This is a genomic window from Halocatena marina (assembly GCF_023276375.1).
GTDB classification, from domain to species: domain Archaea; phylum Halobacteriota; class Halobacteria; order Halobacteriales; family Haloarculaceae; genus Halocatena; species Halocatena marina.
In genome coordinates, this window is the sequence record NZ_JALLPK010000001.1 from 2,783,694 (window position 1) to 2,810,045 (window position 26,352).

Here is a 26,352-nt window from a genome sequence, read left to right on the forward strand (position 1 = left end):
AGTATCTCGTGACAACCTTCTCCACCACTGGCCAGATACACACATGGTAGACGCAACCGAACACGAGCTCGTCCCAGAGCATTCCATTGTCGACGAGGACAAACTCGAACGGGTGCTGGACGAGTACAATATTGACCGAACCGACCTACCGAAAATAAAACGAAAAGACCCGGCACTTGCTGCTCTCGATGTCGAGAGTGGCAATGTCGTTCGTATCGAACGCGATTCGCGAACCACAGATACGGCAGTTGTATACCGACTCGTGATAGAATGAACAGAGAAGACCGACGTACGATCTCTCGCGAGTATTTCTCCCGTGACCGCCTCGCTGCTCACCATTTCCGCTCATTCAATGGATTTCTTGAACGCGGGATGCAGAACGTCGTCGACGAAAAGGAGCGTATTAACACCGATATAGGCGACAAAGAGGGACAAGAGCCCGTGTGGGTAGAACTCGGCAACGTTCGAGTTACTACACCGCGGGTACGCGAAGCAGACGGAAGCGAAGAATTACAGTATCCACAAGAAGCCCGGCTCAGAAACATCACATACGCCGCCCCTGTGTTCATGGAAATGACTATCGTCCGCGGTGGCGTGGACGAAGAAGAACACATTGTCGACCAATCCGAGACGAAAGTCGGCCGGATGCCGATCATGGTCGGCTCGAATAAGTGCAATATCACCGGCTTCTCTGATGAGGAACTCATCGAGATCGGGGAAGATCCTGCTGATCCAGGCGGCTACTTCATCGTCAATGGTTCAGAGCGCGTGCTGATGACCTCAGAAGACCTCGCGCCCAATAAGATCCTCGCAGAGTACGATACGAAGTACGGCGATGAGATTCAAGTCGCAAAAACGTTCTCGCAACGCCGAGGATACAGAGCCCTCGTTCTCTGTGAACGAAACCGCGAAGGGCTGCTTGAAGTGTCCTTCCCGTCTGTCTCCGGTAGCATTAATTTTGTTACATTAGTTCGAGCACTTGGATTGGAGTCGGATGAAGAGATCGTCCACCGAGTGAGCGACGACCCCGAGGTCGTGAAGTTCATGCTCGAAAACTTAGAGGCCGCAGAGGTCCAATCGACGATCGAAGCCATCGAAGCGCTCGGTAAGCGTGTCGCGCAGGGACAGGGGAAAAACTACCAGCTCAAGCGTGCAAACTACGTCATCGATCGATATCTCCTCCCTCACCTTCACGAAGACGGTATCGAGGAAGAGGAGGTCCGATTGAACAAGGCATTTTACCTCTGTCGGATGGCTGAGGCGTGCTTCGAACTCGCGCTCAACCGACGCGAGGCTGACGATAAAGATCACTACGCGAACAAGCGACTCAAGGTGTCCGGCGACCTGATGCGCGATCTGTTCCGGACGGCGCTAAACAAGCTTGCTCGAGACGTGAAGTACCAACTCGAACGAGCAAACATGCGTAATCGAAGACTCTCAGTGAATACCGTCGTTCGATCTGATGTCCTTACTGAGCGGCTGGAGCATCCGATCGCAACGGGTAACTGGGTCGGTGGACGGTCGGGCGTCTCACAGCTCGTCGACCGAACAGATTACATGGGCGTTCTGTCACACCTTCGCCGACTTCGAAGTCCGCTTTCGCGGAGCCAGCCTCACTTCGAGGCGCGTGACCTGCACGCGACCCAGTGGGGACGTATCTGTCCCTCTGAGACACCAGAAGGACCGAACTGTGGACTCGTGAAGAACTTCGCGCAGGCGATGGAGCTCTCACAGGATATCGAAGACGAACGAACATTGAAGCGAGAACTTTCTGCAATGGGCGTACGAGGAATCGCTGGTCTCGATACGCTTGAGCGAACTGCTGGTGATTAAGATATGAGTCAAGGACGAAACGCCAAAGTTTACGTGAATGGAAGTTTGGTCGGGACACATCCCGAGCCTCAGAAGCTTGCAAGCGACATCCGAGAGGCGCGACAGCGTGGAGACGTCAGCCAGATGGTCAACGTCGCTGTCAAAGATCGCACAAGTGAGGTCATTGTCAACGCTGATGCTGGGCGTGCACGAAGACCACTCATCGTCGTCGAAAACGGGATTCCTCGAGTAGATGATGAGGATATCGAGGCAGTCAAACAGGGACAACTCGACTTCGAAGATCTTCTCGCAAAAGGTGCGATTGAGTTCATCGACGCCGAAGAGGAAGAAGATATCTACGTTGCTGTCGACGAAGACGATCTCAACCAAGAGCATACACACCTCGAAATCGACCCACAGCTGATATTCGGAATTGGAGCAGGAATGATCCCCTACCCAGAGCACAACGCGTCTCCGCGTATTACGATGGGATCGGGGATGATCAAACAGTCGTTGGGGTTGCCATCGGCGAACTACCGAATTCGACCGGATACGCGCCAACATCTGCTTCATTACCCGCAGCTTTCGATGGTCACAACCCAGACCACAAGCCAGATCGGCTACGACGACCGACCTGCCGCACAGAACTTCGTCGTCGCCGTGATGTCGTATGAAGGGTTCAACATCGAGGATGCGCTCGTACTGAACAAGGGAAGTGTTGACCGAGCGCTCGCACGGTCACACTTCTTCCGCACCTACGAAGGTGAAGAGCGTCGATATCCTGGTGGACAAGAAGACCACTTCGAGATACCGAACGACGAGGTCCGTGGTGCTCGCGGTGAGGAAGCCTACACCCACCTCGACGAAGATGGACTCGTCAACCCAGAGACCGACGTCGACGAAAACGACGTTCTGCTCGGAAAGACGAGCCCACCCCGGTTCCTCGAAGAACCCGACGACATGGGAGGACTGGGCCGCCAAAAGCGCCGTGAGACGAGTGTAACGATGCGCTCGGGCGAAAACGGCGTAGTCGACACTGTCACCCTGATGGAAGGGGAAGACGGCTCGAAACTCTCGAAAGTGAGCGTTCGTGACGAACGTATCCCTGAACTTGGCGATAAGTTCGCGTCACGACACGGTCAGAAAGGAGTCGTCGGTCACATCGCTCCACAGGAAGATATGCCCTTCACCCAAGAAGGAGTCGTCCCCGATCTTGTCATCAACCCACACGCCCTGCCGTCGCGGATGACCGTCGGTCACGTGCTAGAGATGCTCGGCGGAAAAGTCGGTGCGCTCGAAGGACGACGTGTCGACGGGACCGCATTCCAGGGTGAAGACGAAGACACACTTCGCTCGGCGCTTCAAGAGCACGGCTTCCAATCGAGTGGTAAGGAGATCATGTACTCGGGCGTGACTGGTGAGCAGATCGATGCCGAAATTTTCGTCGGCATCATCTTCTATCAGAAGCTCTACCACATGGTCTCGAACAAGATTCACGCGCGCTCGCGTGGACCAGTACAAGTGCTCACGCGCCAGCCGACCGAAGGCCGTGCTCGAGAAGGTGGTCTCCGTGTTGGTGAGATGGAGCGCGATGTGCTCATCGGCCACGGCGCAGCAATGGCACTGAAAGAACGACTACTGGACGAATCGGACCGAGAGCAAGTGTATGTGAGCGCTGAGACCGGGATGGTTGCTGTCAACGATGTCAACCAACGCCGGGTGTACGATCCGCTCACGAAAGATGAAGGCGACATTCACGAAGTCGAGATCAGCTACGCGTTCAAACTCCTGCTCGATGAGATGATGGCGCTCGGAATCAGGCCACGACTCAACCTAGAGGACGCAGTATAATGTCGATGCAAACACCCAAAGATATCAGTTCGATTAACTTCGGGCTGATGGACCCCGAGACGTATCGTGATATGTCAATAACAAAGGTGATCACAGCAGACACCTACGACGACGACGGGTTCCCCATTGATATGGGATTGATGGACCCTCGACTCGGAGTCATCGATCCCGGACTTGAGTGTCCGACGTGCGGTCAGCGATCAGGTTCCTGTCCCGGGCATTTCGGACATATCGAACTTGCGGCTCCAGTCATTCACGTCGGGTTTTCGAAGCTGATTCGCCGTCTGCTGCGCGGTACCTGCCGAGAGTGTTCGCATCTACTACTCACGACAGAAGAGCGAGGTGAGTTCCAAGATAGCCTCAAGCGAACCATCGAGCTGGGGGACGATCCAAGCGATGTGATGAAGTCCGCCATCCGACAGGCTCGAAAGAAAGACCGCTGTCCGAGCTGTGGTGAGAAGCAATTCGACGTCAAACACGAGAAGCCAACCACCTACTACGAGGTACAGGACGTTCTCACGAACGACTACCCAGAGCGGATCGCAACCGCGATGGAAGGAAAGGCGCTCGAAGACGAGGATCCCGATAGCGTCGATCGTGATCCGATGGCACCACAGGAACTCGCTAATAAGACCGGAATCGAACTCTCGCGCATCAACGAGATCATCTCCGGAACGTTCCGACCGCGCCAAGAGGACCGCGAGGCGATCGCGAAGGCACTTTCGGTCGATCTGACCGAGGAGGACATGAACAAGCTGATGGCCTCCGACATTCGGGATTGGTTCGAGGATATTCCGGATGAAGACCTCGACGTGTTGGGCATCGATCCCGACCATTCCCGTCCAGAGTGGATGATCCTCACAGTCCTCCCGGTTCCACCGGTAACAGCACGACCATCGATCACGTTGGACAACGGTCAGCGATCCGAGGACGACCTGACACACAAGCTGGTCGACATCATCCGCATCAACCAGCGGTTCATGGAGAACCGCGAGGCAGGTGCTCCACAGCTCATCATCGAGGACCTGTGGGAACTCCTCCAGTACCACGTGACGACGTTCATGGACAACGAAATTTCGGGCACACCCCCGGCCCGCCACCGTTCGGGACGACCGCTGAAGACGCTTTCACAGCGGCTCAAAGGCAAGGAAGGTCGCTTCCGAGGGAGCCTATCCGGGAAACGTGTGAACTTCTCGGCGCGGACTGTCATCAGTCCGGACCCGACGCTTTCGTTGAACGAGGTCGGCGTGCCGCGGCGTGTCGCTGCCGAGATGACACAGACGATGAACGTCACCGAGCGAAACGTAGAGGAAGCGCGCCAGTATGTCCGTAACGGACCGAACAGTCATCCCGGCGCGAACTACGTAAAGCGACCAGACGGACGTCGTCTCAAAGTGACAGAGAAGAACTGCGAGGAGCTCGCAGAGAAAGTCCAACCGAGCTGGGAAGTGAATCGTCACCTCGTTGACGGTGATATCGTTATCTTCAACCGCCAGCCGTCGCTGCACCGGATGTCCATCATGGCTCACGAAGTCGTGGTGATGCCGTATAAGACGTTCAGACTCAACACGACGGTCTGCCCGCCGTACAATGCAGACTTCGACGGAGACGAGATGAACATGCACGCACTCCAGAACGAGGAGGCACGCGCCGAGGCGCGCGTGCTCATGCGTGTCCAAGAACAGATCCTCAGCCCTCGCTTCGGTGAGAACATCATCGGGGCAATTCAGGATCACATTTCGGGAACGTATCTTCTCACCCACGAAAACCCCGAATTCAACGAGACACAAGCACTCGATCTGTTGCGTGCAACGCGTGTCGACGAGTTGCCTGCACCAGATCGAGTCGATGGAGAGACGGAGTACTGGACCGGACGAACCCTCTTTTCGGAGCTGCTTCCGAGCGAACTCAACCTCGAATTCACGAGTTCGACCGGCGATACGGTCGTCATTGTCGATGGGCAACTCATCGAGGGAACAGTCGATGAGGATGCAGTCGGTGCGTTCGGTGGTGAGGTCGTCGATACGATCTGCAAGCAGTACAGCACGACACGAGCTCGGATGTTCATCAACGAAGTCTCCGCGCTTGCAATGCGTGCGATCATGCACTTCGGATTCTCACTCGGCATTGACGACGAGTCGATCCCGACCGAAGCCGAAGAGGAGATCGACGAAACCATCGATAACGCCTACGACCGCGTCGAGGAACTCATCGAAGTGTACGAGAACGGTGATCTCGAATCGCTGCCGGGCCGAACAGTCCACGAGACGCTGGAGATGAAGATCATGCAGGCACTCGGGAAGGTTCGTGACACTGCTGGTGACATCGTCGGGGAACACTTTGGAAGCGACAACCCTGCAGTCGTTATGGCAAAATCCGGCGCACGTGGGTCAATGCTGAACCTGACGCAGATGGCCGGGTGTGTCGGACAGCAGGCAGTTCGTGGCGAACGAATCAATCGTGGATATGAGGGACGCACGCTGAGTCACTACCAAGCGGACGATCTGGGTGCAGACGCCCACGGGTTCGTCGAATCGTCCTACCGGAGTGGCCTCACGCCGCGTGAGTTCTTCTTCCACGCTGTGAGTGGTCGTGAAGGACTGGTCGATACAGCAGTTCGGACGTCGAAATCTGGATATCTACAGCGTCGCCTCATCAACGCACTTTCAGAGCTCGAAACGCAGTACGACGGAACAGTCCGAGACACGAAAGACACGATCGTGCAGTTCGAGTTCGGCGAAGACGGCACCAGCCCCGTGAAGGTTTCTTCCTCGGAAGATGTCGAAATCGATGTCGAGGAGATCGCCGAGTCGGTTCTGTCTGCCGAATTCGAGGACGAAGGCACTACGTTCCTCGATCGGGACACCCAGACGAATCTCTCAGAGCGCATGGACAGCATGATGGTCGAAGGTGATGACTAATGGCAGTGAGTGATGACATCGAAGTCGTCGTCGAAGATACGAGACTTCCACGGCGGCTCAAAGACGAAGTGTACCGCGTTATCAACGAAAAGGGAGTAGGCGACATCGAAACCGCCGACCAAATTGCGAATCAGGTCGAACGGAAGTACCTCGATACGCGCGTTGACCCGCTCGACCCAGTCGGGACGGTCAGTGCACAAAGCATCGGTGAGCCGGGGACGCAGATGACCATGAACACGTTCCACTATGCGGGCGTTGCAGAAATCGACGTCACGCAGGGACTACCGCGTCTCATTGAACTGGTTGATGCCCGGAAGACGCCCGACACGCCGACGATGCAGGTCCATCTCGAAGACGAGTATGCAACTGATCGTGAGCGGGCTCACGAAGTCGTCTGGAAGATCGAGGCGACGCGCATTCTCGCGCTTGGTGATGTCTCGACGAACGTAGCGGACATGCTCGTCAGCATCGACCTCAACGAGGAAACGCTCCGCGAACGGTGGCCAACAACTGGATCTCTCGAAGCGATCGTCTCCGAGATCGCAGATACCATCGAGAGCAAGCTCGGCGTCGAGACGTATCACAATAATACGACAGTCGAGTTTGGTCCCGAGGAGCCGAGCTACCGTGATCTCCTCCAACTCGTCGAGGAGCTCCGTGATATCGTGTTCAAGGGTATTGGTGACGTTTCTCGTGTCGTTATCCGGAAAGAGGATATCGACGAGAGCGAAGAACAAGAGTTCGTGTTGTACACCGAAGGAGCAGCGTTCGGGAAGGTACTCGAAATTGAAGGTGTCGATGCCTCGCGGACGACCAGCAACAACATTCACGAAGTGTATCGTGTGCTCGGTGTCGAGGCAGCCCGCGAGCGCATCATCGAAGAAACGATGAACACCCTCGAAGAGCAGGGGCTGGGAGATGTGAATATCCGCCATCTGATGTTGGTCGCAGACATCATGACGAACCGCGGAACGATCGAGTCGATCGGTCGCCACGGCATCTCAGGGAACAAAGAGAGCGTTCTGGCCCGCGCAGCGTTCGAAGTTACGGTGAACCACCTCCTCGATGCCGCCATTCACGGTGAATCGGACGCACTGGACGGTGTGACCGAGAACGTCATTGTTGGCAAACCAATTAAGCTCGGAACGGGTGATGTCACACTCAGGATGGGGTCAAATACAAGCAGAGAGTAAAATACAGACACATAACACATCCCATATAGATCAAAATAGTCTGATTGGAGTCGGATAGATTGAAATATGATAAGCATAAAGTAGGGACAAATGTCTGTCGAGTTCTCCGATGAAGCGCGCCGATATCTTGCGCTATTCGACAGGGAGACCGGCGTTCCTGCCCGTGATTGTCTCATCGATGATGAGGACGATCGGATCATCTTTCTCATTCCACCAGGAGAGATGGCTGATGCGATCGGTCCCGGCGGTCGAACCATTCGAGCCTTCGAATCCCTCGTCGATCGTCGGGTCGAACTCGTTGAGGACGCGGATACACCAGAGGATTTCGTTGCGAATTCACTTGCTCCCGCTGCAGTCTACAACGTCACAATAAGTGAAAATCAGGACGTCGTCGCCTACGCCGAAGTTGCACACGAAGACCGAGGGATTGCTATCGGTTCGGATGGGCGAACGATCCGTCGCGCTCGTCGCCTTGCCAAACGACACTTCAATATCGATGGTGTCGAGTTAGCTTGACACTCGTTACCGTTACTGTCGTCCCGTATCCAACACAAAATGTCAATTTTTCACTCTGTGACTTATTTGATGGCTAAGACAACTGCCACGATAGCACCAACGAGGACAATGACTCCTGCGAGACTGTAGGACATACCGACAATGACACTCATCATCGCTGTATCAGGGGTGGCAGCATCGACAAGAGTGCCGAAAACGAGCAGACCGACGATAAGTAAGAGCGTTTTCCCGACGACACCGGTAAGCAGTCGCTTGATTCGGAAACCGCTCTGTCCATCGGTTTCAAGCGTGTTCTCGGTCTTCGAAGCGTTGACCATACCGGGCCAATAGTGAGTCATCAAGTATGAACGTTTGGTGATTGGCTGGCAGACACACTTGATAGGGCTAACGTGTGAGAAACGAGGGTAAAAAGGGAGCCTTAAGTAGCTTGGTCGGGTAAACGGTCCTACTATGGCGAACGGCAAGTATGCCGCGCGGAAGTTAAAGAAGGACCGCCAGCACCATCGGTGGTCCGACTCCAAGTACGCGCGACGCGCTCGCGGACTCGGGGAGAAGTCCGATCCGCTAGAAGGCGCTCCTCAGGGTCGTGGTATCGTTCTCGAAAAGGTTGGAATCGAAGCCAAACAGCCGAATTCGGCGATTCGAAAGTGTGTTCGAGTCCAGCTCATCAAAAACGGAAAGCAGGTAACCGCGTTCTGTCCGGGTGACGGCGCGATCTCGTTCATTGACGAACACGACGAGGTCACCATTGCCGGGATCGGTGGTGCAAAGGGACGCGCGATGGGTGACATTTCGGGTGTGAACTACAAAGTCGAGAAGGTGAACGGCGTTAGTCTGATCGAACTCGTCCGCGGGAACGCGGAGAAGCCAGTGCGGTGATACAATGAGCGAATCAGACGCACCCGAACCGGACCAGCCTGCCGGTAGTGACGATGTCGACGTCGATGCGCTGCTTTTCACGCGGTGGGACGCCTCCGATATCGTCTACTCAGATCCGTCCACCGAACGATACATCAACACGACCCCGGTCGCTCACACGATGGGACGACACTCCTCGAAGCAGTTCAAAAAGAGTGAAATCAGTATCGTTGAGCGGCTCATCAATCGGTTGATGCGAACCGAAGAGAACACCGGGAAGAAGCAGATGACGACGAAGATCGTCCGCAATGCGTTCGAAATCGTCAACGACCGCACTGACGAGAATCCAGTTCAGGTTCTCGTCGAAGCAGTTGAGAACGCTGCCCCACGCGAAGAAACGGTCCGGCTCAAGTACGGTGGAATCTCTGTTCCGAAGGCGGTTGACGTTGCTCCACAGCGCCGTGTTGATCAGGCGCTCAAATTCCTTGCCGAAGGAACGTATCAGGGATCGTTCAAGACATCGACGCCCGTCGAAGAGGCGCTTGCCAAGCAGCTCATCGGCGCAGCGAACTACGATGTCCAGGCCTATGCCGTCAATCAGAAAGAAGAGAAAGAACGCGTCGCGGCAGCAGCACGTTAAAGTCTCACTTGCCGCCTCGATTTCGAGATACTGGAGATACTGATCATTTCTGTGACTGTCTGCGACAGTATCACCGTACTCGAAATGATACGAGAGTAAGAGAGGATACGAAGTACTGTTTAATCGGCCGCCCACGTCGTGTTTAGTGCGTATCTTCGAGTAATGTCAACGAGCGCCTTTCGGTACTCAGTTTCGTCCGGGTCGGTAGTGAGTGTCCGAAACTGTGATTTGAACGCATCCAATCGGACGTTGGGAGCGTCCTTCGCTGCTGCGTGTGCGAGGTCATAGAGTTGGTGATCCTCGCCGACGAGATCGTGTCGCTCGCACAGCGCGAGTGCGAACGCCGCATTAACGGCGGTGATCTCTGGATCAGCGGTTGCAGTGAGCTGTCGCCACGTGTTCGGAGCGGTACTCGGGCGATTCACGATCGCACTGGCGAGACTCGATTCGAGAAAAGAGACGAGCTTATTCGACGGCGTGACGGTGAGCGTGATGTCATCCGCATAGATATCTTTCATGTGGTTTGCGATCTGATAGCAGTGAGTGAGCGTCCGCTGCTCAACAGTCCGGCCAGAGAATGCGAGACAGATCGCTTCTGTCGTCGATTGTGTGTGTGAGGGATGTTCCTGCTCGTTGCGATGCATATGCGAGTACTCATGAAGCACCAGCTCTCGGGCCATCGCGCTCGTGGCCGCTGCTGTCGATATGTTCAGTAGGTGATGATCGTCGTAGTGAGCTGTCCACGTTCGCTCGTCCGGATCTGGTCGGACCTGTACGCAGACTTCTTTTTCGAGATCGTACTCCGTTTCGAACACATCCCGAGCGCTCAAAAACGGACCTGTCGGTCCACCACCCTGCACTCGTATGTCCATGCGTGTGTATATCACGCTTCGAACGAGTATGACTCTTATGACGGTAACGAGACCAACTATTTGCCAGTGAGAGAGCTCGTGCGAAGGGACAAGACACACACAACGGAGCTCATTTCGTTGTTTTATTCGTTCAAATCGTTTCGGTGTTATGTTGCGCCCATCGGAAACACTATGCTTTTCACTCCGCTGCCGATATAGCGCGTTAATGGGCCGACGTAAAAAGATCGTACAAGAGTGCGAGCGGCTGATGGATCACCCGGAGAACATCCGGAATATTGCTATTGCCGCCCACATCGATCACGGTAAGACGACGTTGACGGACAACTTGTTGGCTGGAGCGGGGATGATTTCCGAAGACCTCGCGGGCCAGCAGTTGGCGATGGATACAGAAGAGGACGAGCAAGAGCGCGGTATCACCATCGACGCCGCAAATGTCTCGATGACACACGAGTGGGAGGAGACGAACCACCTCATCAACCTCATCGATACACCGGGCCACGTCGACTTCGGTGGCGACGTAACCCGCGCGATGCGTGCCGTTGATGGTGCGCTCGTGGTCGTCGACGCTGTCGAAGGGACGATGCCACAGACCGAAACCGTCCTTCGGCAGGCGCTGCGCGAAGGCGTCAAGCCAGCACTGTTCATCAACAAGGTCGACCGCCTCATCAACGAGCTGCAGGAGGGACCGCAGGAGATGCAAGAGCGCCTCCAGCATGTCATTCGTGATGTGAACGAGCTGATTCGTGGGATGGCAGAAGAGAAGTACGAGGAAGAAGGCTGGCGGGTCAGCGTCGAGGACGGAACCGTCGCCTTCGGATCGGCACTGTACAACTGGGCAGTCTCCCTGCCATCGATGCAAGAGACCGGCATCGACTTCGGTGACATCATCGAGTACAACAGACGTGGTGAGGACGGTATTGCAGAACTCAAACAGCAGTCACCGCTGTCTGACGTCGTGCTCGATATGGTCGCCGAGCACTTCCCTAACCCGCTCGTGGCCCAGCCCGACCGTGTCTCGACCGTCTGGCGAGGTGACGACGAGAGCAACATTGCGATGACGATGCGCGATGTCGACGAGGAAGGCGAAGTCGTGTTCATGGTCACCGACATCGCTATGGACCCCCACGCTGGTGAAATCGCCACTGGACGGCTGTTCTCTGGCACGCTCGAACGCGGTCAGGACCTGTATGTCTCCGGTACCGCCGGGACGAACCGCATCCAGTCAGTCGGGATCTTCATGGGTGGCGAGCGTGAGGAGGTCGAACGCGTTCCCGCAGGTAACATCGCTAGTGTGACTGGTCTACGCGACGCTATCGCCGGATCGACAGTTTCCAGCGTCGAAATGACGCCATTCGAGTCCATCGAACACATCTCCGAGCCGGTCATCACGAAATCTGTCGAGGCACAGCACATGGACGACCTCCCGAAGCTAATCGAGACGCTTCGGCAAGTCTCCAAGGAAGACCCAACGATCAAGATCGAAATCAACGAGGACACAGGCGAGCACCTGATCAGCGGACAGGGCGAGCTCCACCTCGAAGTCATCACCCAGCGTATCGAGCGCAATCAGGGCATTCCGGTCACGACTGGTGAACCGATCGTTGTCTTCCGCGAGTATCCACGGCGGGAAAGCGAGGTTGTCGAAGGCATCTCACCGAATCGGCACAACCGATTCTACATCCACGTCGAGCCGCTTTCGGACGACATCGTCGAGCTGCTGAAGATGGGCGAGGCGACGATGGACATGCCGGAACTGGAGCGACGAGAGGCGCTCATGGACGTCGGGATGGACAAAGACACTGCTCAAAACATAGAGCACATCTACGGGACGAACATCCTCATCGACGATACGAAGGGTATCCAGCACCTCAACGAGACGATGGAGCTCGTCATCGAAGGAATCGAAGAAGCGCTCGATGACGGACCGCTCGCAGCCGAGCCCGTTCAAGGTGCGCTCATTCGCCTCGAAGACGCTCGACTCCACGAAGACGCTATTCACCGCGGACCCGCACAGGTCATTCCCGCTGTTCGTCAGGCAGCCCACAACGCCCTCATCCGTGGGAAGATCTCGCTCCTCGAACCGATTCAGGACGTCCGTATTGACATTCCCAACGAACACATGGGATCTGCATCCGGCGAGATTCAGGGCCGACGTGGTCGTGTCGACGACATGTACCAAGAAGGCGACCTGATGGTCGTCGAAGGTGTCGCACCCGTGGATGAGATGATCGGCTTTGCGAGCGATATCCGCTCTGCAACGGAAGGCCGAGCCTCGTGGAACACCGAGAACGCAGGCTTCCAAGTTATGGCAGACAGTCTGCAGAGCGAAACGATCATGGAAATCCGAGAACGCAAAGGCATGAAGCTAGAGCTTCCACCGGGTGTGGAGTACTTCTAAGCCAGACTGCCGAAATTTCGTAGTATGCGGCGCTGAAGTTATCAACAGACGGTGCATGCCGTCGTTCTTCGCGGATCTCTTTCTCTCTTTACGACGAAGTCGACACGGTACAGTACAAACAGAGAACGAGCGGAAAACGACGAGAGACAATTCACCATTCGTCTATCATATACACTAACAAACACACATTCCGTGTATTCGGATGATGGACTCGGAGAAGCGTTGTCCGGACTGTGGTGTATCGATGGAAGCAATGAAACTACGAACTGAAGGATATAGTAGCAAGCTCTCATTGATCACTAATGAGTCGCGGGAAGGGTTATTCGGTAGTCTAGGAATGAAAGAAAGGCTCGATGTTTCCCCATACGTCTGTCCAGAGTGTATGCTTACACGGCTGTACGCCACCCCGTAATGTCGTACACGGATGGTATCGGTACAGACTACCTTGCGCACCGAATTCTTGTATCAATGACGCTCGACGAACGATCAGAGATAGAGAGACATTTCGGTAGCTCATCAGAGAACCGAGAAACAGCCACCAGCAAACAAACGTTGACAAACACCACCAAAAGGAACGTACTATACTGGATTCGGTCGCTGGCTGCGCCACCGGCAAACATGCGTGGGGAACGAGTCGGTTAAGACGCTATCGTGGTTGTTCACGACAATGCGAACTTCCGTCTGTCCGTGGAGGTGGTGTGTCGATGAGCGACCATGAAGTGGTACGAGCGTACACTGTGCGCCTCGAACTCGTCGATGAGCCGGGCGAACTCCTGAACGCGCTCGATCCGATCGCCGAGCATGGTGGGAATCTCTTATCGATATTCCACGAGCGTGGAAACCGCACGCCGCGGGGACGGATCCCCGTCGAAGTGGACGTAGAAGCGACGCCTGAGCGCTTCGACCGGATTGTCGAATCACTCCGGGAGACGGGCGTCAACGTCGTTCAAGCTGGCGCTGAGCGGTACAGTGAGGAGCTGACCGTGCTTCTCATCGGTCATCTCGTCGAGACCGATTTCTCGGATACACTCAGTCGGCTGGAGACCTGCGCGAGTGCATCAGTTGCGGATGTCTCACTCACGGTCGCCGACGATCCTGAGGATGTCTCCAGCGCTCGGCTTCGCTTGGCAACACACGCAGGCGAAGCCGAACGGACGCTCGACACTCTCCGAGACGTAGCGGCAGAGAAAGATCTCACAGTCATCGAGCCACTCACGGCGGGTGAGGGCCGATGAAACTCGCAATCATGGGATGTGGTGCGGTCGGGACGTCGGTCGCCGAGCTGGCTGGTGAGTACGGACACACAGTGACAGCGATCTCCGACTCGACCGGCGCAGCAATCGACTCGACGGGACTCGACATCGAAACGGTGCTCTCGGAAAAGCGAAGTTCGGGAACCGTCGGAGAGAACGATCCAAACAGCGCACTCGAATCCGAATACGACGTTCTCATCGAGGCAACGCCGACGACGCTCAACGACGCTGAGCCGGGATATGGCCACGTTGTCGGTGCACTCGAACGCGACCGGCACGTCGTGCTGGCGAACAAGGGACCGGTTGCAGAGCGTTACGACGATCTGCGCGAACACGAGACCGAAAGCGATGGGCGAGTGCTGTTCGACGCCGCCGTCGGAGGAGCGATTCCGGTCCTCACGACCATTGACAACCTCGGTCGAGACAACGTCACTGCCGTCCGCGGCGTCCTGAACGGCACAGCGAACTTCATCCTCTCACGGATGGGTGCCGAGGGACTCGATTACGAACACGTTCTCGCCGAAGCACAGGACCTCGGCGTGGCAGAAACCGATCCGACGTTCGATGTCGATGGAACCGACGCCGCACTAAAATGTGTCATTCTCGCAAACGTGCTCTTTGACGGCGGATACGCTCTGTCCGATGCATCAGTCGATGGCATCCAAGACATTCCCGGGCCGGCGCTCCATCTCGCTGCCGAGGATGGGCGCACGATCCGTCTCATCGGAGAAGTCATCAACGAAGAGGTTCGCATCGGACCACGACTCGTGCCAGACAACGGAACGCTCGCCGTTTCTGGGACACAGAACATCGTCCAGATCGAAACCGAACACGCAGGCCGACTGAACATCAGTGGACGCGGAGCAGGTGGTCCCGAGACAGCAACCGCAGTTCTGGCTGACATCGGACGGTTGGAGTAAAAGCGCAAGCCGGAATCGATCAAGGAAATAGAGTCTGGAGTCTGAGAGGTTTCGGAGATTTGAAACACTCTCTCAGAGACGACCGCCACTCCACCGTCAGTGTCATAGTGAAATCGTGGTACAACCTATCAAACCGCTGTACGTGAAGGCGATCGTTGGATTGAGCTTTCGAAATCGTTTTATGAGTTTCACCCGGTAGTAACCCCTACAGCGCTTTGCGCGTGAGATATCAATGGCAGACAAACCGCACCAAAACCTAGCGATTATCGGACACGTCGATCACGGGAAAAGTACGCTCGTCGGTCGATTGCTGTTCGAGACGGGGAGTGTCCCCGAGCACGTCATCGAGCAGTATCGTGAAGAAGCAGAAGAGAAGGGCAAAGGCGGCTTCGAGTTCGCCTACGTGATGGATAACCTCGCCGAAGAACGCGAGCGCGGTGTAACCATCGACATCGCCCACCAAGAGTTCGACACGGATGATTACTACTTCACGATCGTGGACACGCCGGGTCACCGCGACTTCGTGAAGAACATGATCACCGGCGCGAGCCAAGCCGACAACGCTGTGCTCGTCGTCGCGGCTGATGACGGCGTCCAGCCTCAGACACAAGAGCACGTCTTCCTCTCGCGAACCCTCGGCATCGGCGAACTCATCATCGCCGTCAACAAAATGGACCTCGTCGATTACGACGAAGACGACTACGAGAGCGTCAAAGACGAAGTCTCCCAGCTTCTCAAGCAGGTCCGATTCGACGCCAGCAACACGACGTTCGTCCCAACATCGGCGTTCGAGGGCGACAACATTTCGGACCGCTCGGACGAGACCTCGTGGTACGATGGACCGACGCTGTTGGATGCACTCAACGACCTGCCGGAGGTCGAGCCACCGACCGACGCGCCGCTGCGCGTCCCCATCCAAGACGTCTACACCATCTCGGGCATCGGCACTGTCCCCGTCGGACGCGTCGAAACCGGTCTCCTCGAGACGGGCGCAAACGTCTCCTTCCAGCCAAGTGACGCTGCAGGCGAGGTCAAGTCGGTCGAAATGCACCACGAAGAGGTGCCACAAGCCGGCCCAGGTGACAACGTTGGATTCAACGTCCGCGGCATCGGCAAGGACGACATCCGTCGCGGTGACGTCTGTGGCCCAGCTGAGGAACCACCGACGGTCGCCGAAACCTTCCAAGCACAGGTCGTCGTGATGCAGCACCCGAGCGTCATCACCGCCGGCTACACCCCTGTCTTCCACGCACACACCGCACAGGTCGCGTGTACCATCGAATCGATCGATACCAAACTCGACCCCGCAAGCGGTGATGTCAAAGAAGAAAATCCCGACTTCATCAAAAGCGGCGACGCTGCTGTCGTCACCATCCGTCCGCAGAAACCGCTCTCGATCGAACCATCCTCGGAAATCCCCGAACTCGGGAGCTTCGCCATCCGCGACATGGGTCAGACCATCGCCGCCGGCAAAGTCCTGAGCGTCGACGGGCGGTAATATAGATGCAACAAGCACGCGTTCGGTTGGCGGGAACCAGCCCCGACGATCTGGACACCATCTGTGACGATGTCCGGGACATCGCAGAGAAGACCGGCGTCAGTCTGTCCGGCCCAGTGCCGCTCCCAACGAAAAAGCTCGGCGTTCCGTGTCGGAAGTCACCCGACGGCGAAGGCACGGCAACATGGGAACACTGGGAGATGCGCGTTCACAAACGGCTCATCGATATCGACGCCGACGAACGCGCGCTTCGACAGCTGATGCGGATTCAGGTCCCAAACGACGTCAGCATCGAGATCGTACTCGAAGACTGACTGGGACGAGTTCGAAAGACGATCGAGTCGTTCAAAACGACCACCAACAATCTCACGCGTCGATTTTACGCGTGAACGGAAACGGTTAAAAGCAACCAAAGGCTTGGTCGTAGTAGCGGGCTCGTAGATCAGTGGCAGATCGCTTCCTTCGCAAGGAAGAGGCCCTGGGTTCAAATCCCAGCGAGTCCAGTTTTGTTCTGTTTCGTTTGCTGAATGTGGATCACACCATTATCCGGCAAAGAACTTTACCAGAGACAGACCCATCTCCGTCGATGTCTGATACTGCGGTCGCTTCGGACGAAGCTGAGTTTTGGGAGCGACGCCACGAATTGGTTCTTTCTCCGACGACGGCTGAAGACGTAGAACGACGGTCAACTGAATCTGCCCGTCATCTCGTCCTTCTCGCTCACATCACGGACGAGGCAATCATTCGCTGTTTCGAATCTATCGTAGCAGACCTCGACGAGTTCGACTGCATTGTGCCAATACCAGTGAGAGATCTCCACATTACTGTCAAAGTGTTTGGAAATGTTGTGGAAGAACCGGACGGTAACGCTGAATTTTCTCAACAGGATGAAAAAGAACTAGCCACGTCGCTTCGGTCTGCTCTCGGTGCGGTGCCGTCGTTCCCGGTTCGCTTCCCACGATTCAATCTCTTTCCCAGCGTAGTCTACGCTGAGGTGACGGACGACGGTCGCTTCTCGCAATTGAATCAGCGTGTTTGTGCCATCCCCGACGTACCCGTCTGGGACCGTGACGGAGATGGCTTCATACCACATCTAACGCTTGGCGAGTTCACCCAACGAGATGGCTACGAGCAGCTTCTTCAGTATCTCGAAGATAATCACTCGTTGGATATCCCACCTACAACCATCTCGGAGCTCGAATTCGTCGCTTTGGACCTCTCTAACGGGCGGTTCCCACCGTACGAAACGATAGAGACGTATAGCCTCGCACGACGATCCGACTAGTACGCCGTCCGACTTGGAGCCTCGCGGTGGGTACTCCATTCAACGCTGATGGAGCGGAGGCAGTCGCAATCGAACCCACGTTAGCCGGTCATGGTGACCGCATCAACGCACTTGACATCCTCCGCCGAATAAACGGACGTGAGTACCAGAGACGGACACAGCTATCCGTCTATCAGACAGTTATTCCCAGATGATGTCTGTTCCGCCCTCGTGGCCGTGGATAGACTGCACATCATTGATATTGTCGTACACGCTGATACTGCCAACATCGGTAACCCATGCGACGACACACTTCCCGTTTGGCGGTGGGAACTGGACACCGTAGGCAACGACACCCGTTCCGGATACCCCCGAAGCGTCCTCGTGACGATAGAGGGCGAACTTCCGGAAGTTTGGGTTCTGAACGAAGGGATCAGGCATACTGTCCTCCAGTCACTGTCACCATCATATCCGAAGTGATACCGGCGCGAACAAGCCCCTTGCGTTGTTCGACGTCAGATTCCACCGTACAGCAGGCACAACATGATTCACTACACTCGTGAGCTGTGCTCACCTCAGTCTCCGAACGCTCTAGCTACACAACAGAGCCGCAGAATCAGAGATCAGCACAGATGCCAGTACTCATCTATCACACATCACACGATCAGTCTCGCTTCCATACACCCTCCCACTTTCACTCGTTTGCGAGCCGATGACTCCAAACCACCTCTTCCAGCGTTTCTGCGCTCTCATCGTCGTACAGAAGCGGAACTGTCGGTGCCCCCGTGTTCTCAGTGTCGGTATATCGCTCCATTGTGATCTACTCCGCGCCGCTCTCGGCGCGTACTGTTGCAACGTCGCTCCCCACCATAAACATAATTATTAATAATACTAAATACGCTAAATCCCCTAAAGGATCGGTGAAAAACAGAGAAGGAGTTGACAACGGTGACCACCTGATAACTGATTCGCCGCGTGAAGTCCCGGACAGTGTCCTGTCCTCGGTCTCTTCCGTCGGTTTCGACCGCCACTCCTTTATGAACCCACACGAGAGATCGGGTAGTATGGCGAACCGCAAGGGGGAACGTCGAGAACGCGAACTCGTTAATCTCCTCGACGAGCGTGGATTCGCGGTCATGCGCGCGCCAGCGAGCGGGAGCGCAACAGAGCGCGAGCTGCCGGATGTGCTGGCTGGGAATGGTGAAATATTCTATGCTATCGAGGCAAAATCGAGTGCCGGAGATCCGATCTATCTCACTGGTGAGGAAGTCGAGAGTCTCGTCTTTTTCGCACAAAACTTCGGCGCGAAGCCTCGGATTGGCGTGCGATTTGACCGCGAAGATTGGTACTTCTTCCATCCCGGCGATTTATACGTCACCGACGGTGGGAACTACCGGGTGAAGCTGGAGACAGCGCTTGCGAGCGGTACTGATATTGCCGAACTCACCGGTGCATCGAAAAAGACCAATCTCGGCGAATACGCTACTGAGTGAGCGTCGTCTGGTGTGCAGGCCGTGCTGGGCGCCACTCGCGTTCGAGACGTGAATGAGGGAACGCGTATCGGCGCCGTTCTTCGAAGGGTAGATCCGCCGATCCAGAAAACGGATAGACGCATCTGACGACAGGATCGCCGTGAGGATAGCCGGTATTGGTCGGATACTCCGCGACTGTACTGTCCTGAATGAGAATACAGTCGGCTCGCTGTCCGGTCTGTTCGACTACGACGAGTAGATCTCCTGTTTCCTGGTCACGGACCGTTGTGCCCGGTGTGAATCGACACGATTCACACACGGCTGGTTCCTCGTCGCGAACAAACGAGCGCTCGCCACAGGCCATACACGTAACTGCTCGATAGTCAGGAGCAGGAATTCTGCCCCCGGTTATTTCGAGTGCAACTCTGCGAATGTGCTTACACCGCTCACCGCGGTACGTGTGATCAGGACAGCTACACTGACCCGCTGTAAGGTCAACGTCGTATATCGTCCCGCCTTGACCAAATACGACGTATTCTCCATCTCCAATCGCTGTGACAGCCATCTTCTCGGTCCATGCTCTCGCGGCACGTGGATCGAGTCGACTCACATCTGGTGCAAGAGCGGTTGGCGATGACGCTGGTGTGTGTGCTAGGTGCGTCATGATGATTCTGGAACGTCCTGTTCCACACGAAACATAGGTTCTGCAAGAGTATGAGTCCCACGCTCGTTCAAGAATTAATACCACGACCCGCGAAAGATGGGGTATGACTATCGAACGAGAGATGGTGGTCCAGATCGCCGTCTCCACGACCATCGTTGTGCTGTTCTCGCTCGCTATCGTTGCTGTTGGGGTGCTATATTACTCCGATGGGTTCACGTCGCAAGGAGCGATCGCTCTTGTCGGCACGATCGCAGGCTTTATTGTCATTATGTCACTCGCTAGCTACTTCATCATCGGAAGATAACCGAGATGCGTACTCTTCGAGTGGATGGGCGTGATCGTGATCTTCTGCACAGATGCCGTAGGTTTTCATCGTCTCAAAGCTCGGCGGCGGGTACGGAGATCCATTACCGGTGAGGCGCTCTGTGGTGTACGTGAACTGGTCACCGTGCTTCGAGCAGAGATCTTGGATGTCATCAGCATCCATTCCGACAGCGGCAAGGAATGAGATGAGCGTAAACTGTTCTGTTGATTCGAGGGGGTCACCATCTCTTGATTGCTCAATCAGAGCAGTGACACAGTCGGGAAACTCCTCTGGTTCGATTCGGTCGATGTTCTGTGGATACTCGACGCTTGCCAGCACGCTTTGAATCTCTCTGACCACAGGAAAGAGCGGTTCCGAAATTTCGTCTGGGACCTCGAACGGTAGTCCGGCAACAACGCGCTGTTCAATCGCTTCACAGAGCAACTCGATCACTTCAGACCGACTCACAGGCACGTATCCGTCCGCTAGCTCACGAGTAACGAGCGTCCAGTTCTCACCAGCGGGAGCGAACCGGAGATAGGGGCCAACTGCAATACGGTAACTGTCGTCCGTTTCTTCTACATCGGAATCCAGACCGAACTCCTGTAACAACGGATCGAGTGCTGCGTGCTCTCGGGTCTGTCCATCGATGTCTTCCTCGAACTCTTCAGCCAATCGGACGTGAGCCGACTCAGCCTCGGCAGCAGCGTACTTTTCGATTGCACCCGGTGTATCGAGCAGCGAGACGAGCACTCGTGCGATCGGATACGACAACAGTTCGGTGCGAGGAGACACGCGCTGGTTAGTCCCGACCGTTCCCTCGGTGAGTGCGCTCTCGACGCGCGCCCGTCCTCGCTCAATCGCCGTGTGATCGCTCGTCACGAGCGTCACGAGATCCACGTCCGCTGCTTCGACTGTCGCCCGAGCCTCATCGAGGAACGGGTAGCGGGCGTGGTACGCGTCCATGTCACTGTCTCCCCGCGCTGGTGAATAAGCCCGGCGGTCTGACGACAGAGTGTGGGCGAAAGCGTTTAACCCGTTGTGTCTCAGAGTGACGGCTGAGAACAAGCGATCTGATCCGCACTTTGAGTTGGTCTTCTGCGAACTGGAGGATTTTCAGAGCGGGACGTGTTCGATGAGTCTGCCATCTCCCTCATCATTCCTCACGAACATCCGAGCGACCCCCAACACGTTGTGCAAGGCGTAGAACAAGTTCATCAAAATTTAGTGGAACTCAAAAATATCGAAAGTATTCCGATCTCCCTGAACCCGAACGGACTAGTATACATCGCCCCAATTCGTCGTTTGTGGTGCAGTTTCACTATCCCTGCCCCGACTGTCGGACGACCACGAGCCTACACGCACCCGATTGTCGCTTTGACGGGACGCCGTGGCACGAGATCGAGCTAGCGTACACCAACATCCTCAGTACGCTTGCGACGGGGGCAAAGCGCGAGGGGCATCTCCGCGAGCAGTCGCCTGACCGGTGGGACCGCCTGCACTCGGCCGCACTCAGTCGACTCCGACACGATCAACGCGTCCGTGAAACGGCCAGCGGTGCGCTCGAACTGCTCTCGCCCGCGGCATTCAGAGAACAGGTCGCAGTCCCAACACAAGAGCCACTGCAAACAATCTACGAAGAGGGGAGTGTCCCGGGCTGTCACGATCACGCGCTCTTTGCGCTCATCGCGTACTACGAGATGGTTGGATTTTCGTGGGGCGATACGCGCGAACGGGTCGTCGATTGGCTCCGCGAATCGGGAACGTGGGACCGGGGTGGATTCGAAGAAGGCTCACCAGAAGCGGTGGTTGACAGCAAACGCCACGTCTACATCCGTGGATACGGCTGGCGGCAAGCAGCCGAGGAAGCAGCCGCTGTGATCCGACGGAGAAGATGAAACCGAACCAAGCTAACAGACCGGAGCAGATCAGAAAAGACAACGCATCGACCGGCAAACGTTGCCTCTGTGTTAATCGGGACCGAAAAACTACGCTCCAGAACCAATTTCATGCATTCACGAGCGAATCAGTCGGTTCGCTGTTTCGAGATCATCAGGCGTATTGACGTTCACGACCCAGTCATCGCACTCGACGGCAACCAACCGCCGTTCGCTTGCAATCAGGATATCGATCGTATCGCTAAGTTCGTACTCACCACGTTCAGATCGTTGAACGAGTCTCGAAGCATCGAACGCTGCTGGTGTGAACGTGTGAAATCCTGCGGCGACAAAACTCTGTTCGGGCGGATCGTCGGGTTTGTTCAGTATTCCCGTGATCGTTCCGTCGGCGTCGATATCGACGATCGCCTTCTTCTTCGCGGCTGCTCGTGAGACCTCATGAACAAGGAGTACTCCATCGACATCGTCCGCTTGGTGACATCGAACGATTTCTTCGAGATGTGTCGACATAACGTTGTCACAGTCCATGAGCATGAAATCGTCATCAACAGCGTCCTCGGCCGCTAACAGTGCGTGTGCCATCCCAAGTCGTTTCTCTTGAACTCGGTATTCGATTGGGACGCCGGCGAATTCGTCGCCGTAGAAGTCCATAATCTGCTCTCGTCGATATCCAACGACGACCACCAACCGATCCACATCGAGCGTGCAAAGCTGTTCAAAGCAGTGAGACAGCATCGGAATGTCTCCGACTTCGACCATCGCTTTCGGTCTCGTCTCTGTAAGCGGTTTGAGTCGACTCCCTCGACCGGCTGCAAGTACGACGCCATCCATACCGAAAGTGGATGGCGTCGAGTGATGTGAAAATTGGTGTATGAAAACGTACACCATCGATTTTATTATGGCAAACTGCTGGTGTATCCCGGCGTATTTCCCCGCTCGCCGTCTACGAGAGGTATGCATCAGTTCGTGGACGGTGAGTGGGTGCCCGGCTACGAAGCGACGAACGAGAACGGTGAGTTCGACCGTCAAGTGACGACGTTTCGAGATCGGATCGGAGACGAAGGCACAGACGCCGAAGCTGGTCGGTATCACTTGTACGTCTCATTTGCGTGCCCGTGGGCGCACCGGACGCTCATCACACGTGCGCTGAAGGGTCTCGAAGAGGCGATCAGCGTCGATGTGGTCGATCCGTATCGAGATGAGAATGGCTGGCAGTTCACGCCCGAGAAGGCTGGCTGTACGCCCGATACGATCAACGGATTCGACTACCTCCGAGAGGCGTACACCGAGGCAGATCCGAACTACACCGGGCGCGTGACCGTCCCCGTGCTGTGGGATAAAGAACAAGAGACGATCGTGAACAACGAATCAGCGGAGATCATGCGAATGCTCGACACCGCCTTCGACGAATTCTCGACGCAGGATGTCGACCTCTATCCCGCTGGCTACCGAGAAGAAGTCGATCGGATTATCGATTCAATCTACGAGCCGATCAACAACGGGGTCTACCGCGCTGGGTTCGCAGAGACCCAAGACGCCTACGAGCAAGCAGTCAACGAGCTGTTCGACGCACTCGATCACTGGAACGAAGTGCTCTCCGAGCAGCGGTTCCTCGCTGGTGACAGGCTCACAGAAGCGGACATTGCGATGTTCACAACGCTCATTCGCTTCGATGATGTGTACCACACGCATTTTAAGTGTAACCGACGGAAGGTGAGCGAGTATCCCGCGCTCTGGAATTACCTGAAAGAACTCTATCAACTTTCAGGCGTCGCGGAAACAGTGAATTTCGCACATATCCGCGAGCACTACTACACGACACACACGGACGTCAATCCAAAGCAAATCGTCGCTGTCGGGCCAAACCACGCGTTCGATGCGCGCCACGACCGCGATAGGCTGTCCGGCAATCTCCCCGAAGGACTCATCGGATCGTCCGATGGCTACGAAGACGAGTAGTCCATCGGTATCGGTGTGTTGATGAAGCAGCACCGAATACGTCCAGCTATGAACAACCTCGGACGTGCTAGCGCCGGGTCTGCGCCAATCTTAGAAATGTATCGAAGCAATGAGTGATAATCGTTCGACACTCAATAGAGACCACCTCCGAAAGAGGATCGATAATGAGACGCGTAGTCGGGTTGCGAGCCGTGTCCGCACGGATCCGGGGATCCATTTCAACGAGCTCGTTCGAACGCTTGATCTCGCACCAGGACAGGTGCAGTATCACACACGAAAGCTCGTCAGTCGGGAGATACTCGTCGAGGCACCACTGTACGGCAAAACCCACTACTTTCCCCCGGAGTACGACGGGTGGGAACGCCAAGCAATTGCTCTCCTCCGGCGAGAAACCGCAGCGGACATCGTCGCTTGTCTCATGGAGGACGGTCCACTGAGTCCGGTTGCTGTGACTGAACGGATCGGAATCGCTCGAAGCACGCTCTCATGGCACGTCGACCGACTCGTTGCTGCCAACATCGTCGAAAAACAACGGGACGAAACGCACCTCCTCGTGCTTGTCTATCCAGAGCGAACGGCCAGACTCGTCCGCGAAGCTGACCCGTCGCTGTCGGCTCGGCTTGTCGATCGCTTTACTCGCCTTGTTGACAATCTCCTCGCGGAGTAAGAGCACCCTAAGCTTATGTTCCGTGCTGCCAGCTATTCGTGTACTCGTCCTGCTCGTCGGTCAGTTCGTCGATCGTAATCCCTTCTGCGTCCAGTTTGATGCTCGCAACCTCGCGATCAAGCGCGTCGGGGACCTCATTGACACCCGCTTTGTAGCCACGGTCGGCAACGACTCGTGGGCCATCGGCCTGACCGATTCGATTCCGGATCGTTGATAGGAGTCGATCCGGGAGTCCTGTCGAGTGAGCCCCGACGAGTTCACGGACACAGACGGCCTGCACGCCGAAACTCTGGTCCATCACTTCGACAGGATGTCCGAGCGAAAGTGGTCCTGCGAGGTTGACGAGTCGTCCCTCCGCAAGGACGTTCAGGCGGCGGCCGTCTTGTAGTTCGTACTCACGAACGCCATCGCGGACCGTACTGACATTCGTTGCGAGGTCGGAGAGCTCATCGAGATTCACTTCCACATCGAAATGGCCCGCGTTAGCGAGCAAGACGCCATCGTGCATCTGTTCGAAGTCCTCACGTGTGATGACATCCTTATTACCAGTGACGGTGATGAACACATCGCCTTTCGGAGCGGCTTCGCGCATCGACATGACCTCGTATCCCTCCATGTGTGCCTCAAGCGCGCGGCGGGGATCGACTTCACAGACGATGACGTGTGCGTTCTGACCGGCTGCCTTCTTTGCGATTCCACGACCACAGTCGCCATATCCTGCTACGACCACGGTTTTACCGGCAAACGAGAGATTCGTCGTCATGGCGATGTTAGCAAGCGAGGACTCGCCCGTTCCGTGGACGTTGTCGAACAGTCGCTTCATCGGCGTGTCGTTCACCGCAAAAACAGGGTACTCAAGCGCGCCGTCGGCATCCATCGAACGCAGCCGGTGAACACCAGTCGTCGTCTCCTCACAGCCACCGATGATATTCTCGATGAGATCAGGGTGTTTGTCGTGGATACGGAACACGAGATCGCCGCCGTCATCGACAGTGATGGTTGGTTCGATGGCGATGACGGTCTCGATCGCGTCGTAATACTCCTGGTCAGAGATGTCGTGTTTGGCGTACGACGTGATGTTTGGTTGCGCATCGAGTGCGGCGCTCACATCGTCGTGAGTCGATAGCGGATTGCAGCCAGTGATAGCGATCTCCGCGCCGCCAGCAGCGAGCGTCTCGACGAGTGCGGCCGTCTTCGCCTCGACGTGCATCGCCATTCCGATTCGTTGTTCGTCGAATGGGCTGCTCTCCTCGAACTCTTCTCGAAGCGTTTCGAGGATGGGCATGTGCTGGCGCGCCCAGTCAATCTTTCGTCGACCTTCTTCTCGGGCCGTTTCCGGGTCATCAAGCTGTTTGCTGATCCGAGGATACGTAGCGCTCATCGGCGTTCGTT

27 protein-coding genes and 1 tRNA gene are annotated in these 26,352 nt (G+C 56.0%); 21 read left to right on the plus strand and 7 right to left on the minus strand.

Going from position 1 to position 26,352, the window contains the following annotated elements; genetic code table 11:
• Window positions 1–43: 43 nt before the first annotated feature.
• From MW898_RS12930 to MW898_RS12955, 6 genes are all read left to right on the plus strand, one after another.
• Window positions 44–274 carry a DNA-directed RNA polymerase subunit H gene (locus MW898_RS12930; protein WP_248907972.1) on the plus strand — a complete coding sequence of 77 codons (231 nt, stop codon included), beginning with the start codon at window positions 44–46 and terminating at the stop codon, window positions 272–274.
• On the plus strand, window positions 271–1,833 hold the full coding sequence (locus tag MW898_RS12935; protein WP_248907974.1) for a DNA-directed RNA polymerase subunit B'': 1,563 nt from the start codon (window positions 271–273) through the stop codon (window positions 1,831–1,833). Before MW898_RS12930 ends, MW898_RS12935 begins: the two co-directional genes overlap by 4 nt.
• 3 nt (window positions 1,834–1,836) lie before the next feature.
• Window positions 1,837–3,663, plus strand: a complete 1,827-nt coding sequence (rpoB, locus tag MW898_RS12940) for a DNA-directed RNA polymerase subunit B (protein ID WP_248907975.1) — start codon at window positions 1,837–1,839, stop codon at window positions 3,661–3,663.
• A 5-nt stretch (window positions 3,664–3,668) separates the two neighbouring features.
• Window positions 3,669–6,584, plus strand: a complete 2,916-nt coding sequence (locus MW898_RS12945) for a DNA-directed RNA polymerase subunit A' (protein ID WP_368409177.1) — start codon at window positions 3,669–3,671, stop codon at window positions 6,582–6,584.
• A complete protein-coding gene (gene rpoA2, locus MW898_RS12950) occupies window positions 6,584–7,777 on the plus strand; it encodes a DNA-directed RNA polymerase subunit A'' (protein WP_248907977.1) in 1,194 nt (397 codons plus the stop codon). The genes MW898_RS12945 and rpoA2 overlap by 1 nt, the downstream gene beginning before the upstream one ends.
• 90 nt (window positions 7,778–7,867) lie before the next feature.
• Entirely contained in the window at window positions 7,868–8,293 is a 426-nt protein-coding gene (locus MW898_RS12955; protein ID WP_248907979.1) for a NusA-like transcription termination signal-binding factor, read from the plus strand.
• 62 nt (window positions 8,294–8,355) lie between these two features.
• Here the strand turns inward: MW898_RS12955 and MW898_RS12960 are convergent, their stop codons facing one another.
• Entirely contained in the window at window positions 8,356–8,610 is a 255-nt protein-coding gene (locus tag MW898_RS12960; RefSeq protein ID WP_248907982.1) for a hypothetical protein, read from the minus strand.
• 133 nt (window positions 8,611–8,743) lie between these two features.
• Between MW898_RS12960 and MW898_RS12965 the strand changes: the two genes are divergently transcribed.
• On the plus strand, window positions 8,744–9,172 hold the full coding sequence (locus MW898_RS12965) for a 30S ribosomal protein S12 (RefSeq protein ID WP_248907983.1): 429 nt from the start codon (window positions 8,744–8,746) through the stop codon (window positions 9,170–9,172).
• A 4-nt stretch (window positions 9,173–9,176) separates the two neighbouring features.
• Window positions 9,177–9,791 (plus strand): 30S ribosomal protein S7, encoded by a 615-nt coding sequence (locus MW898_RS12970; RefSeq protein ID WP_248907985.1) that lies wholly within the window; start codon window positions 9,177–9,179, stop codon window positions 9,789–9,791.
• Between the two features lie 119 nt (window positions 9,792–9,910).
• On the opposite strand, the gene MW898_RS12975 is transcribed toward MW898_RS12970, so the two are convergent.
• Window positions 9,911–10,663 (minus strand): DUF5781 family protein, encoded by a 753-nt coding sequence (locus MW898_RS12975; protein WP_248907987.1) that lies wholly within the window; start codon window positions 10,661–10,663, stop codon window positions 9,911–9,913.
• A 205-nt stretch (window positions 10,664–10,868) separates the two neighbouring features.
• Between MW898_RS12975 and MW898_RS12980 the strand changes: the two genes are divergently transcribed.
• The 8 genes from MW898_RS12980 to MW898_RS13015 all read left to right on the plus strand — a co-directional run bounded on the left by MW898_RS12980 (window position 10,869) and on the right by MW898_RS13015 (window position 18,211).
• A complete protein-coding gene (locus MW898_RS12980) occupies window positions 10,869–13,061 on the plus strand; it encodes an elongation factor EF-2 (protein WP_248907989.1) in 2,193 nt (730 codons plus the stop codon).
• A 704-nt stretch (window positions 13,062–13,765) separates the two neighbouring features.
• On the plus strand, window positions 13,766–14,296 hold the full coding sequence (locus MW898_RS12985; RefSeq protein ID WP_248907991.1) for an amino acid-binding protein: 531 nt from the start codon (window positions 13,766–13,768) through the stop codon (window positions 14,294–14,296).
• On the plus strand, window positions 14,293–15,234 hold the full coding sequence (locus MW898_RS12990) for a homoserine dehydrogenase (protein ID WP_248907993.1): 942 nt from the start codon (window positions 14,293–14,295) through the stop codon (window positions 15,232–15,234). Before MW898_RS12985 ends, MW898_RS12990 begins: the two co-directional genes overlap by 4 nt.
• A 232-nt stretch (window positions 15,235–15,466) precedes the next feature.
• Entirely contained in the window at window positions 15,467–16,732 is a 1,266-nt protein-coding gene (gene tuf / locus MW898_RS12995; RefSeq protein ID WP_248907995.1) for a translation elongation factor EF-1 subunit alpha, read from the plus strand.
• 5 nt (window positions 16,733–16,737) lie between these two features.
• Window positions 16,738–17,046, plus strand: coding sequence for a 30S ribosomal protein S10 (rpsJ, locus tag MW898_RS13000; RefSeq protein WP_248907997.1), 309 nt, complete (start codon window positions 16,738–16,740; stop codon window positions 17,044–17,046).
• A gap of 117 nt (window positions 17,047–17,163) precedes the next feature.
• A tRNA-Ala gene (locus MW898_RS13005) sits at window positions 17,164–17,235 on the plus strand.
• A gap of 83 nt (window positions 17,236–17,318) precedes the next feature.
• Complete coding sequence (locus tag MW898_RS13010; RefSeq protein WP_248907999.1) at window positions 17,319–18,017, plus strand: 2'-5' RNA ligase family protein; 699 nt, start codon at window positions 17,319–17,321, stop codon at window positions 18,015–18,017.
• Window positions 18,018–18,043: 26 nt separating this feature from the next.
• Window positions 18,044–18,211 (plus strand): hypothetical protein, encoded by a 168-nt coding sequence (locus MW898_RS13015; RefSeq protein WP_248908001.1) that lies wholly within the window; start codon window positions 18,044–18,046, stop codon window positions 18,209–18,211.
• Here MW898_RS13015 and MW898_RS13020 read toward each other — a convergent pair.
• A complete protein-coding gene (locus MW898_RS13020) occupies window positions 18,198–18,437 on the minus strand; it encodes a hypothetical protein (protein WP_248908003.1) in 240 nt (79 codons plus the stop codon). The genes MW898_RS13015 and MW898_RS13020 overlap by 14 nt on opposite strands.
• 623 nt (window positions 18,438–19,060) lie before the next feature.
• Here MW898_RS13020 and hjc point away from each other — a divergent pair.
• The gene (hjc, locus tag MW898_RS13025) at window positions 19,061–19,489 is read left to right on the plus strand and encodes a Holliday junction resolvase Hjc (protein ID WP_248908005.1); all 429 of its coding nucleotides are present in this window, start codon (window positions 19,061–19,063) and stop codon (window positions 19,487–19,489) included.
• Here hjc and MW898_RS13030 read toward each other — a convergent pair.
• A complete protein-coding gene (locus MW898_RS13030; RefSeq protein WP_248908007.1) occupies window positions 19,479–20,132 on the minus strand; it encodes an SWIM zinc finger family protein in 654 nt (217 codons plus the stop codon). The genes hjc and MW898_RS13030 overlap by 11 nt on opposite strands.
• Window positions 20,133–20,235: 103 nt before the next feature.
• On the opposite strand from MW898_RS13030, the gene MW898_RS13035 reads away from it, so the two are divergent.
• Window positions 20,236–20,436, plus strand: coding sequence for a DUF7472 family protein (locus MW898_RS13035; protein WP_248908009.1), 201 nt, complete (start codon window positions 20,236–20,238; stop codon window positions 20,434–20,436).
• Here MW898_RS13035 and MW898_RS13040 read toward each other — a convergent pair.
• Window positions 20,404–21,402, minus strand: a complete 999-nt coding sequence (locus tag MW898_RS13040) for a DNA primase regulatory subunit PriL (protein ID WP_248908016.1) — start codon at window positions 21,400–21,402, stop codon at window positions 20,404–20,406. The two genes, MW898_RS13035 and MW898_RS13040, sit on opposite strands and share 33 nt — an antisense overlap.
• A 341-nt stretch (window positions 21,403–21,743) precedes the next feature.
• Between MW898_RS13040 and MW898_RS13045 the strand changes: the two genes are divergently transcribed.
• Window positions 21,744–22,334, plus strand: a complete 591-nt coding sequence (locus tag MW898_RS13045; protein WP_248908017.1) for a DUF7474 family protein — start codon at window positions 21,744–21,746, stop codon at window positions 22,332–22,334.
• A gap of 117 nt (window positions 22,335–22,451) precedes the next feature.
• On the opposite strand, the gene MW898_RS13050 is transcribed toward MW898_RS13045, so the two are convergent.
• Window positions 22,452–23,165, minus strand: a complete 714-nt coding sequence (locus MW898_RS13050; protein WP_248908018.1) for a nucleotidyltransferase family protein — start codon at window positions 23,163–23,165, stop codon at window positions 22,452–22,454.
• Between the two features lie 123 nt (window positions 23,166–23,288).
• On the opposite strand from MW898_RS13050, the gene MW898_RS13055 reads away from it, so the two are divergent.
• Together MW898_RS13055 and MW898_RS13060 are read left to right on the plus strand one after the other, a co-directional pair.
• The gene (locus MW898_RS13055) at window positions 23,289–24,293 is read left to right on the plus strand and encodes a glutathione S-transferase family protein (RefSeq protein WP_248908019.1); all 1,005 of its coding nucleotides are present in this window, start codon (window positions 23,289–23,291) and stop codon (window positions 24,291–24,293) included.
• A 109-nt stretch (window positions 24,294–24,402) separates the two neighbouring features.
• Window positions 24,403–24,960 carry a winged helix-turn-helix transcriptional regulator gene (locus tag MW898_RS13060; RefSeq protein ID WP_248908020.1) on the plus strand — a complete coding sequence of 186 codons (558 nt, stop codon included), beginning with the start codon at window positions 24,403–24,405 and terminating at the stop codon, window positions 24,958–24,960.
• A gap of 13 nt (window positions 24,961–24,973) precedes the next feature.
• On the opposite strand, the gene MW898_RS13065 is transcribed toward MW898_RS13060, so the two are convergent.
• The gene (locus MW898_RS13065; protein WP_248908021.1) at window positions 24,974–26,341 is read right to left on the minus strand and encodes an adenosylhomocysteinase; all 1,368 of its coding nucleotides are present in this window, start codon (window positions 26,339–26,341) and stop codon (window positions 24,974–24,976) included.
• Window positions 26,342–26,352 lie beyond the last annotated feature (11 nt).

Bases quoted from the DNA above. Each gene is read 5' to 3' on its own strand.
- MW898_RS13020 (WP_248908003.1), bottom strand. From the start codon at position 18,437: ATGCCTGATCCCTTCGTTCAGAACCCAAACTTCCGGAAGTTCGCCCTC.
- MW898_RS12990 (WP_248907993.1), top strand. From the start codon at position 14,293: ATGAAACTCGCAATCATGGGATGTGGTGCGGTCGGGACGTCGGTCGCC.
- MW898_RS12935 (WP_248907974.1), top strand. From the start codon at position 271: ATGAACAGAGAAGACCGACGTACGATCTCTCGCGAGTATTTCTCCCGT.
- MW898_RS12970 (WP_248907985.1), top strand. From the start codon at position 9,177: ATGAGCGAATCAGACGCACCCGAACCGGACCAGCCTGCCGGTAGTGAC.
- hjc (WP_248908005.1), top strand. From the start codon at position 19,061: ATGGCGAACCGCAAGGGGGAACGTCGAGAACGCGAACTCGTTAATCTC.
- MW898_RS13040 (WP_248908016.1), bottom strand. From the start codon at position 21,402: ATGGACGCGTACCACGCCCGCTACCCGTTCCTCGATGAGGCTCGGGCG.
- MW898_RS13065 (WP_248908021.1), bottom strand. From the start codon at position 26,341: ATGAGCGCTACGTATCCTCGGATCAGCAAACAGCTTGATGACCCGGAA.
- tuf (WP_248907995.1), top strand. From the start codon at position 15,467: ATGGCAGACAAACCGCACCAAAACCTAGCGATTATCGGACACGTCGAT.
- MW898_RS13030 (WP_248908007.1), bottom strand. From the start codon at position 20,132: ATGACGCACCTAGCACACACACCAGCGTCATCGCCAACCGCTCTTGCA.
- MW898_RS13050 (WP_248908018.1), bottom strand. From the start codon at position 23,165: ATGGATGGCGTCGTACTTGCAGCCGGTCGAGGGAGTCGACTCAAACCG.
- MW898_RS13055 (WP_248908019.1), top strand. From the start codon at position 23,289: ATGCATCAGTTCGTGGACGGTGAGTGGGTGCCCGGCTACGAAGCGACG.
- rpoB (WP_248907975.1), top strand. From the start codon at position 1,837: ATGAGTCAAGGACGAAACGCCAAAGTTTACGTGAATGGAAGTTTGGTC.
- MW898_RS13035 (WP_248908009.1), top strand. From the start codon at position 20,236: ATGACTATCGAACGAGAGATGGTGGTCCAGATCGCCGTCTCCACGACC.
- MW898_RS13060 (WP_248908020.1), top strand. From the start codon at position 24,403: ATGAGTGATAATCGTTCGACACTCAATAGAGACCACCTCCGAAAGAGG.
- rpsJ (WP_248907997.1), top strand. From the start codon at position 16,738: ATGCAACAAGCACGCGTTCGGTTGGCGGGAACCAGCCCCGACGATCTG.
- MW898_RS12930 (WP_248907972.1), top strand. From the start codon at position 44: ATGGTAGACGCAACCGAACACGAGCTCGTCCCAGAGCATTCCATTGTC.
- MW898_RS13010 (WP_248907999.1), top strand. From the start codon at position 17,319: ATGTCTGATACTGCGGTCGCTTCGGACGAAGCTGAGTTTTGGGAGCGA.
- MW898_RS12955 (WP_248907979.1), top strand. From the start codon at position 7,868: ATGTCTGTCGAGTTCTCCGATGAAGCGCGCCGATATCTTGCGCTATTC.
- MW898_RS12985 (WP_248907991.1), top strand. From the start codon at position 13,766: ATGAGCGACCATGAAGTGGTACGAGCGTACACTGTGCGCCTCGAACTC.
- MW898_RS12965 (WP_248907983.1), top strand. From the start codon at position 8,744: ATGGCGAACGGCAAGTATGCCGCGCGGAAGTTAAAGAAGGACCGCCAG.
- MW898_RS12980 (WP_248907989.1), top strand. From the start codon at position 10,869: ATGGGCCGACGTAAAAAGATCGTACAAGAGTGCGAGCGGCTGATGGAT.
- rpoA2 (WP_248907977.1), top strand. From the start codon at position 6,584: ATGGCAGTGAGTGATGACATCGAAGTCGTCGTCGAAGATACGAGACTT.
- MW898_RS12975 (WP_248907987.1), bottom strand. From the start codon at position 10,663: ATGGACATACGAGTGCAGGGTGGTGGACCGACAGGTCCGTTTTTGAGC.
- MW898_RS12960 (WP_248907982.1), bottom strand. From the start codon at position 8,610: ATGGTCAACGCTTCGAAGACCGAGAACACGCTTGAAACCGATGGACAG.
- MW898_RS12945 (WP_368409177.1), top strand. From the start codon at position 3,669: ATGCAAACACCCAAAGATATCAGTTCGATTAACTTCGGGCTGATGGAC.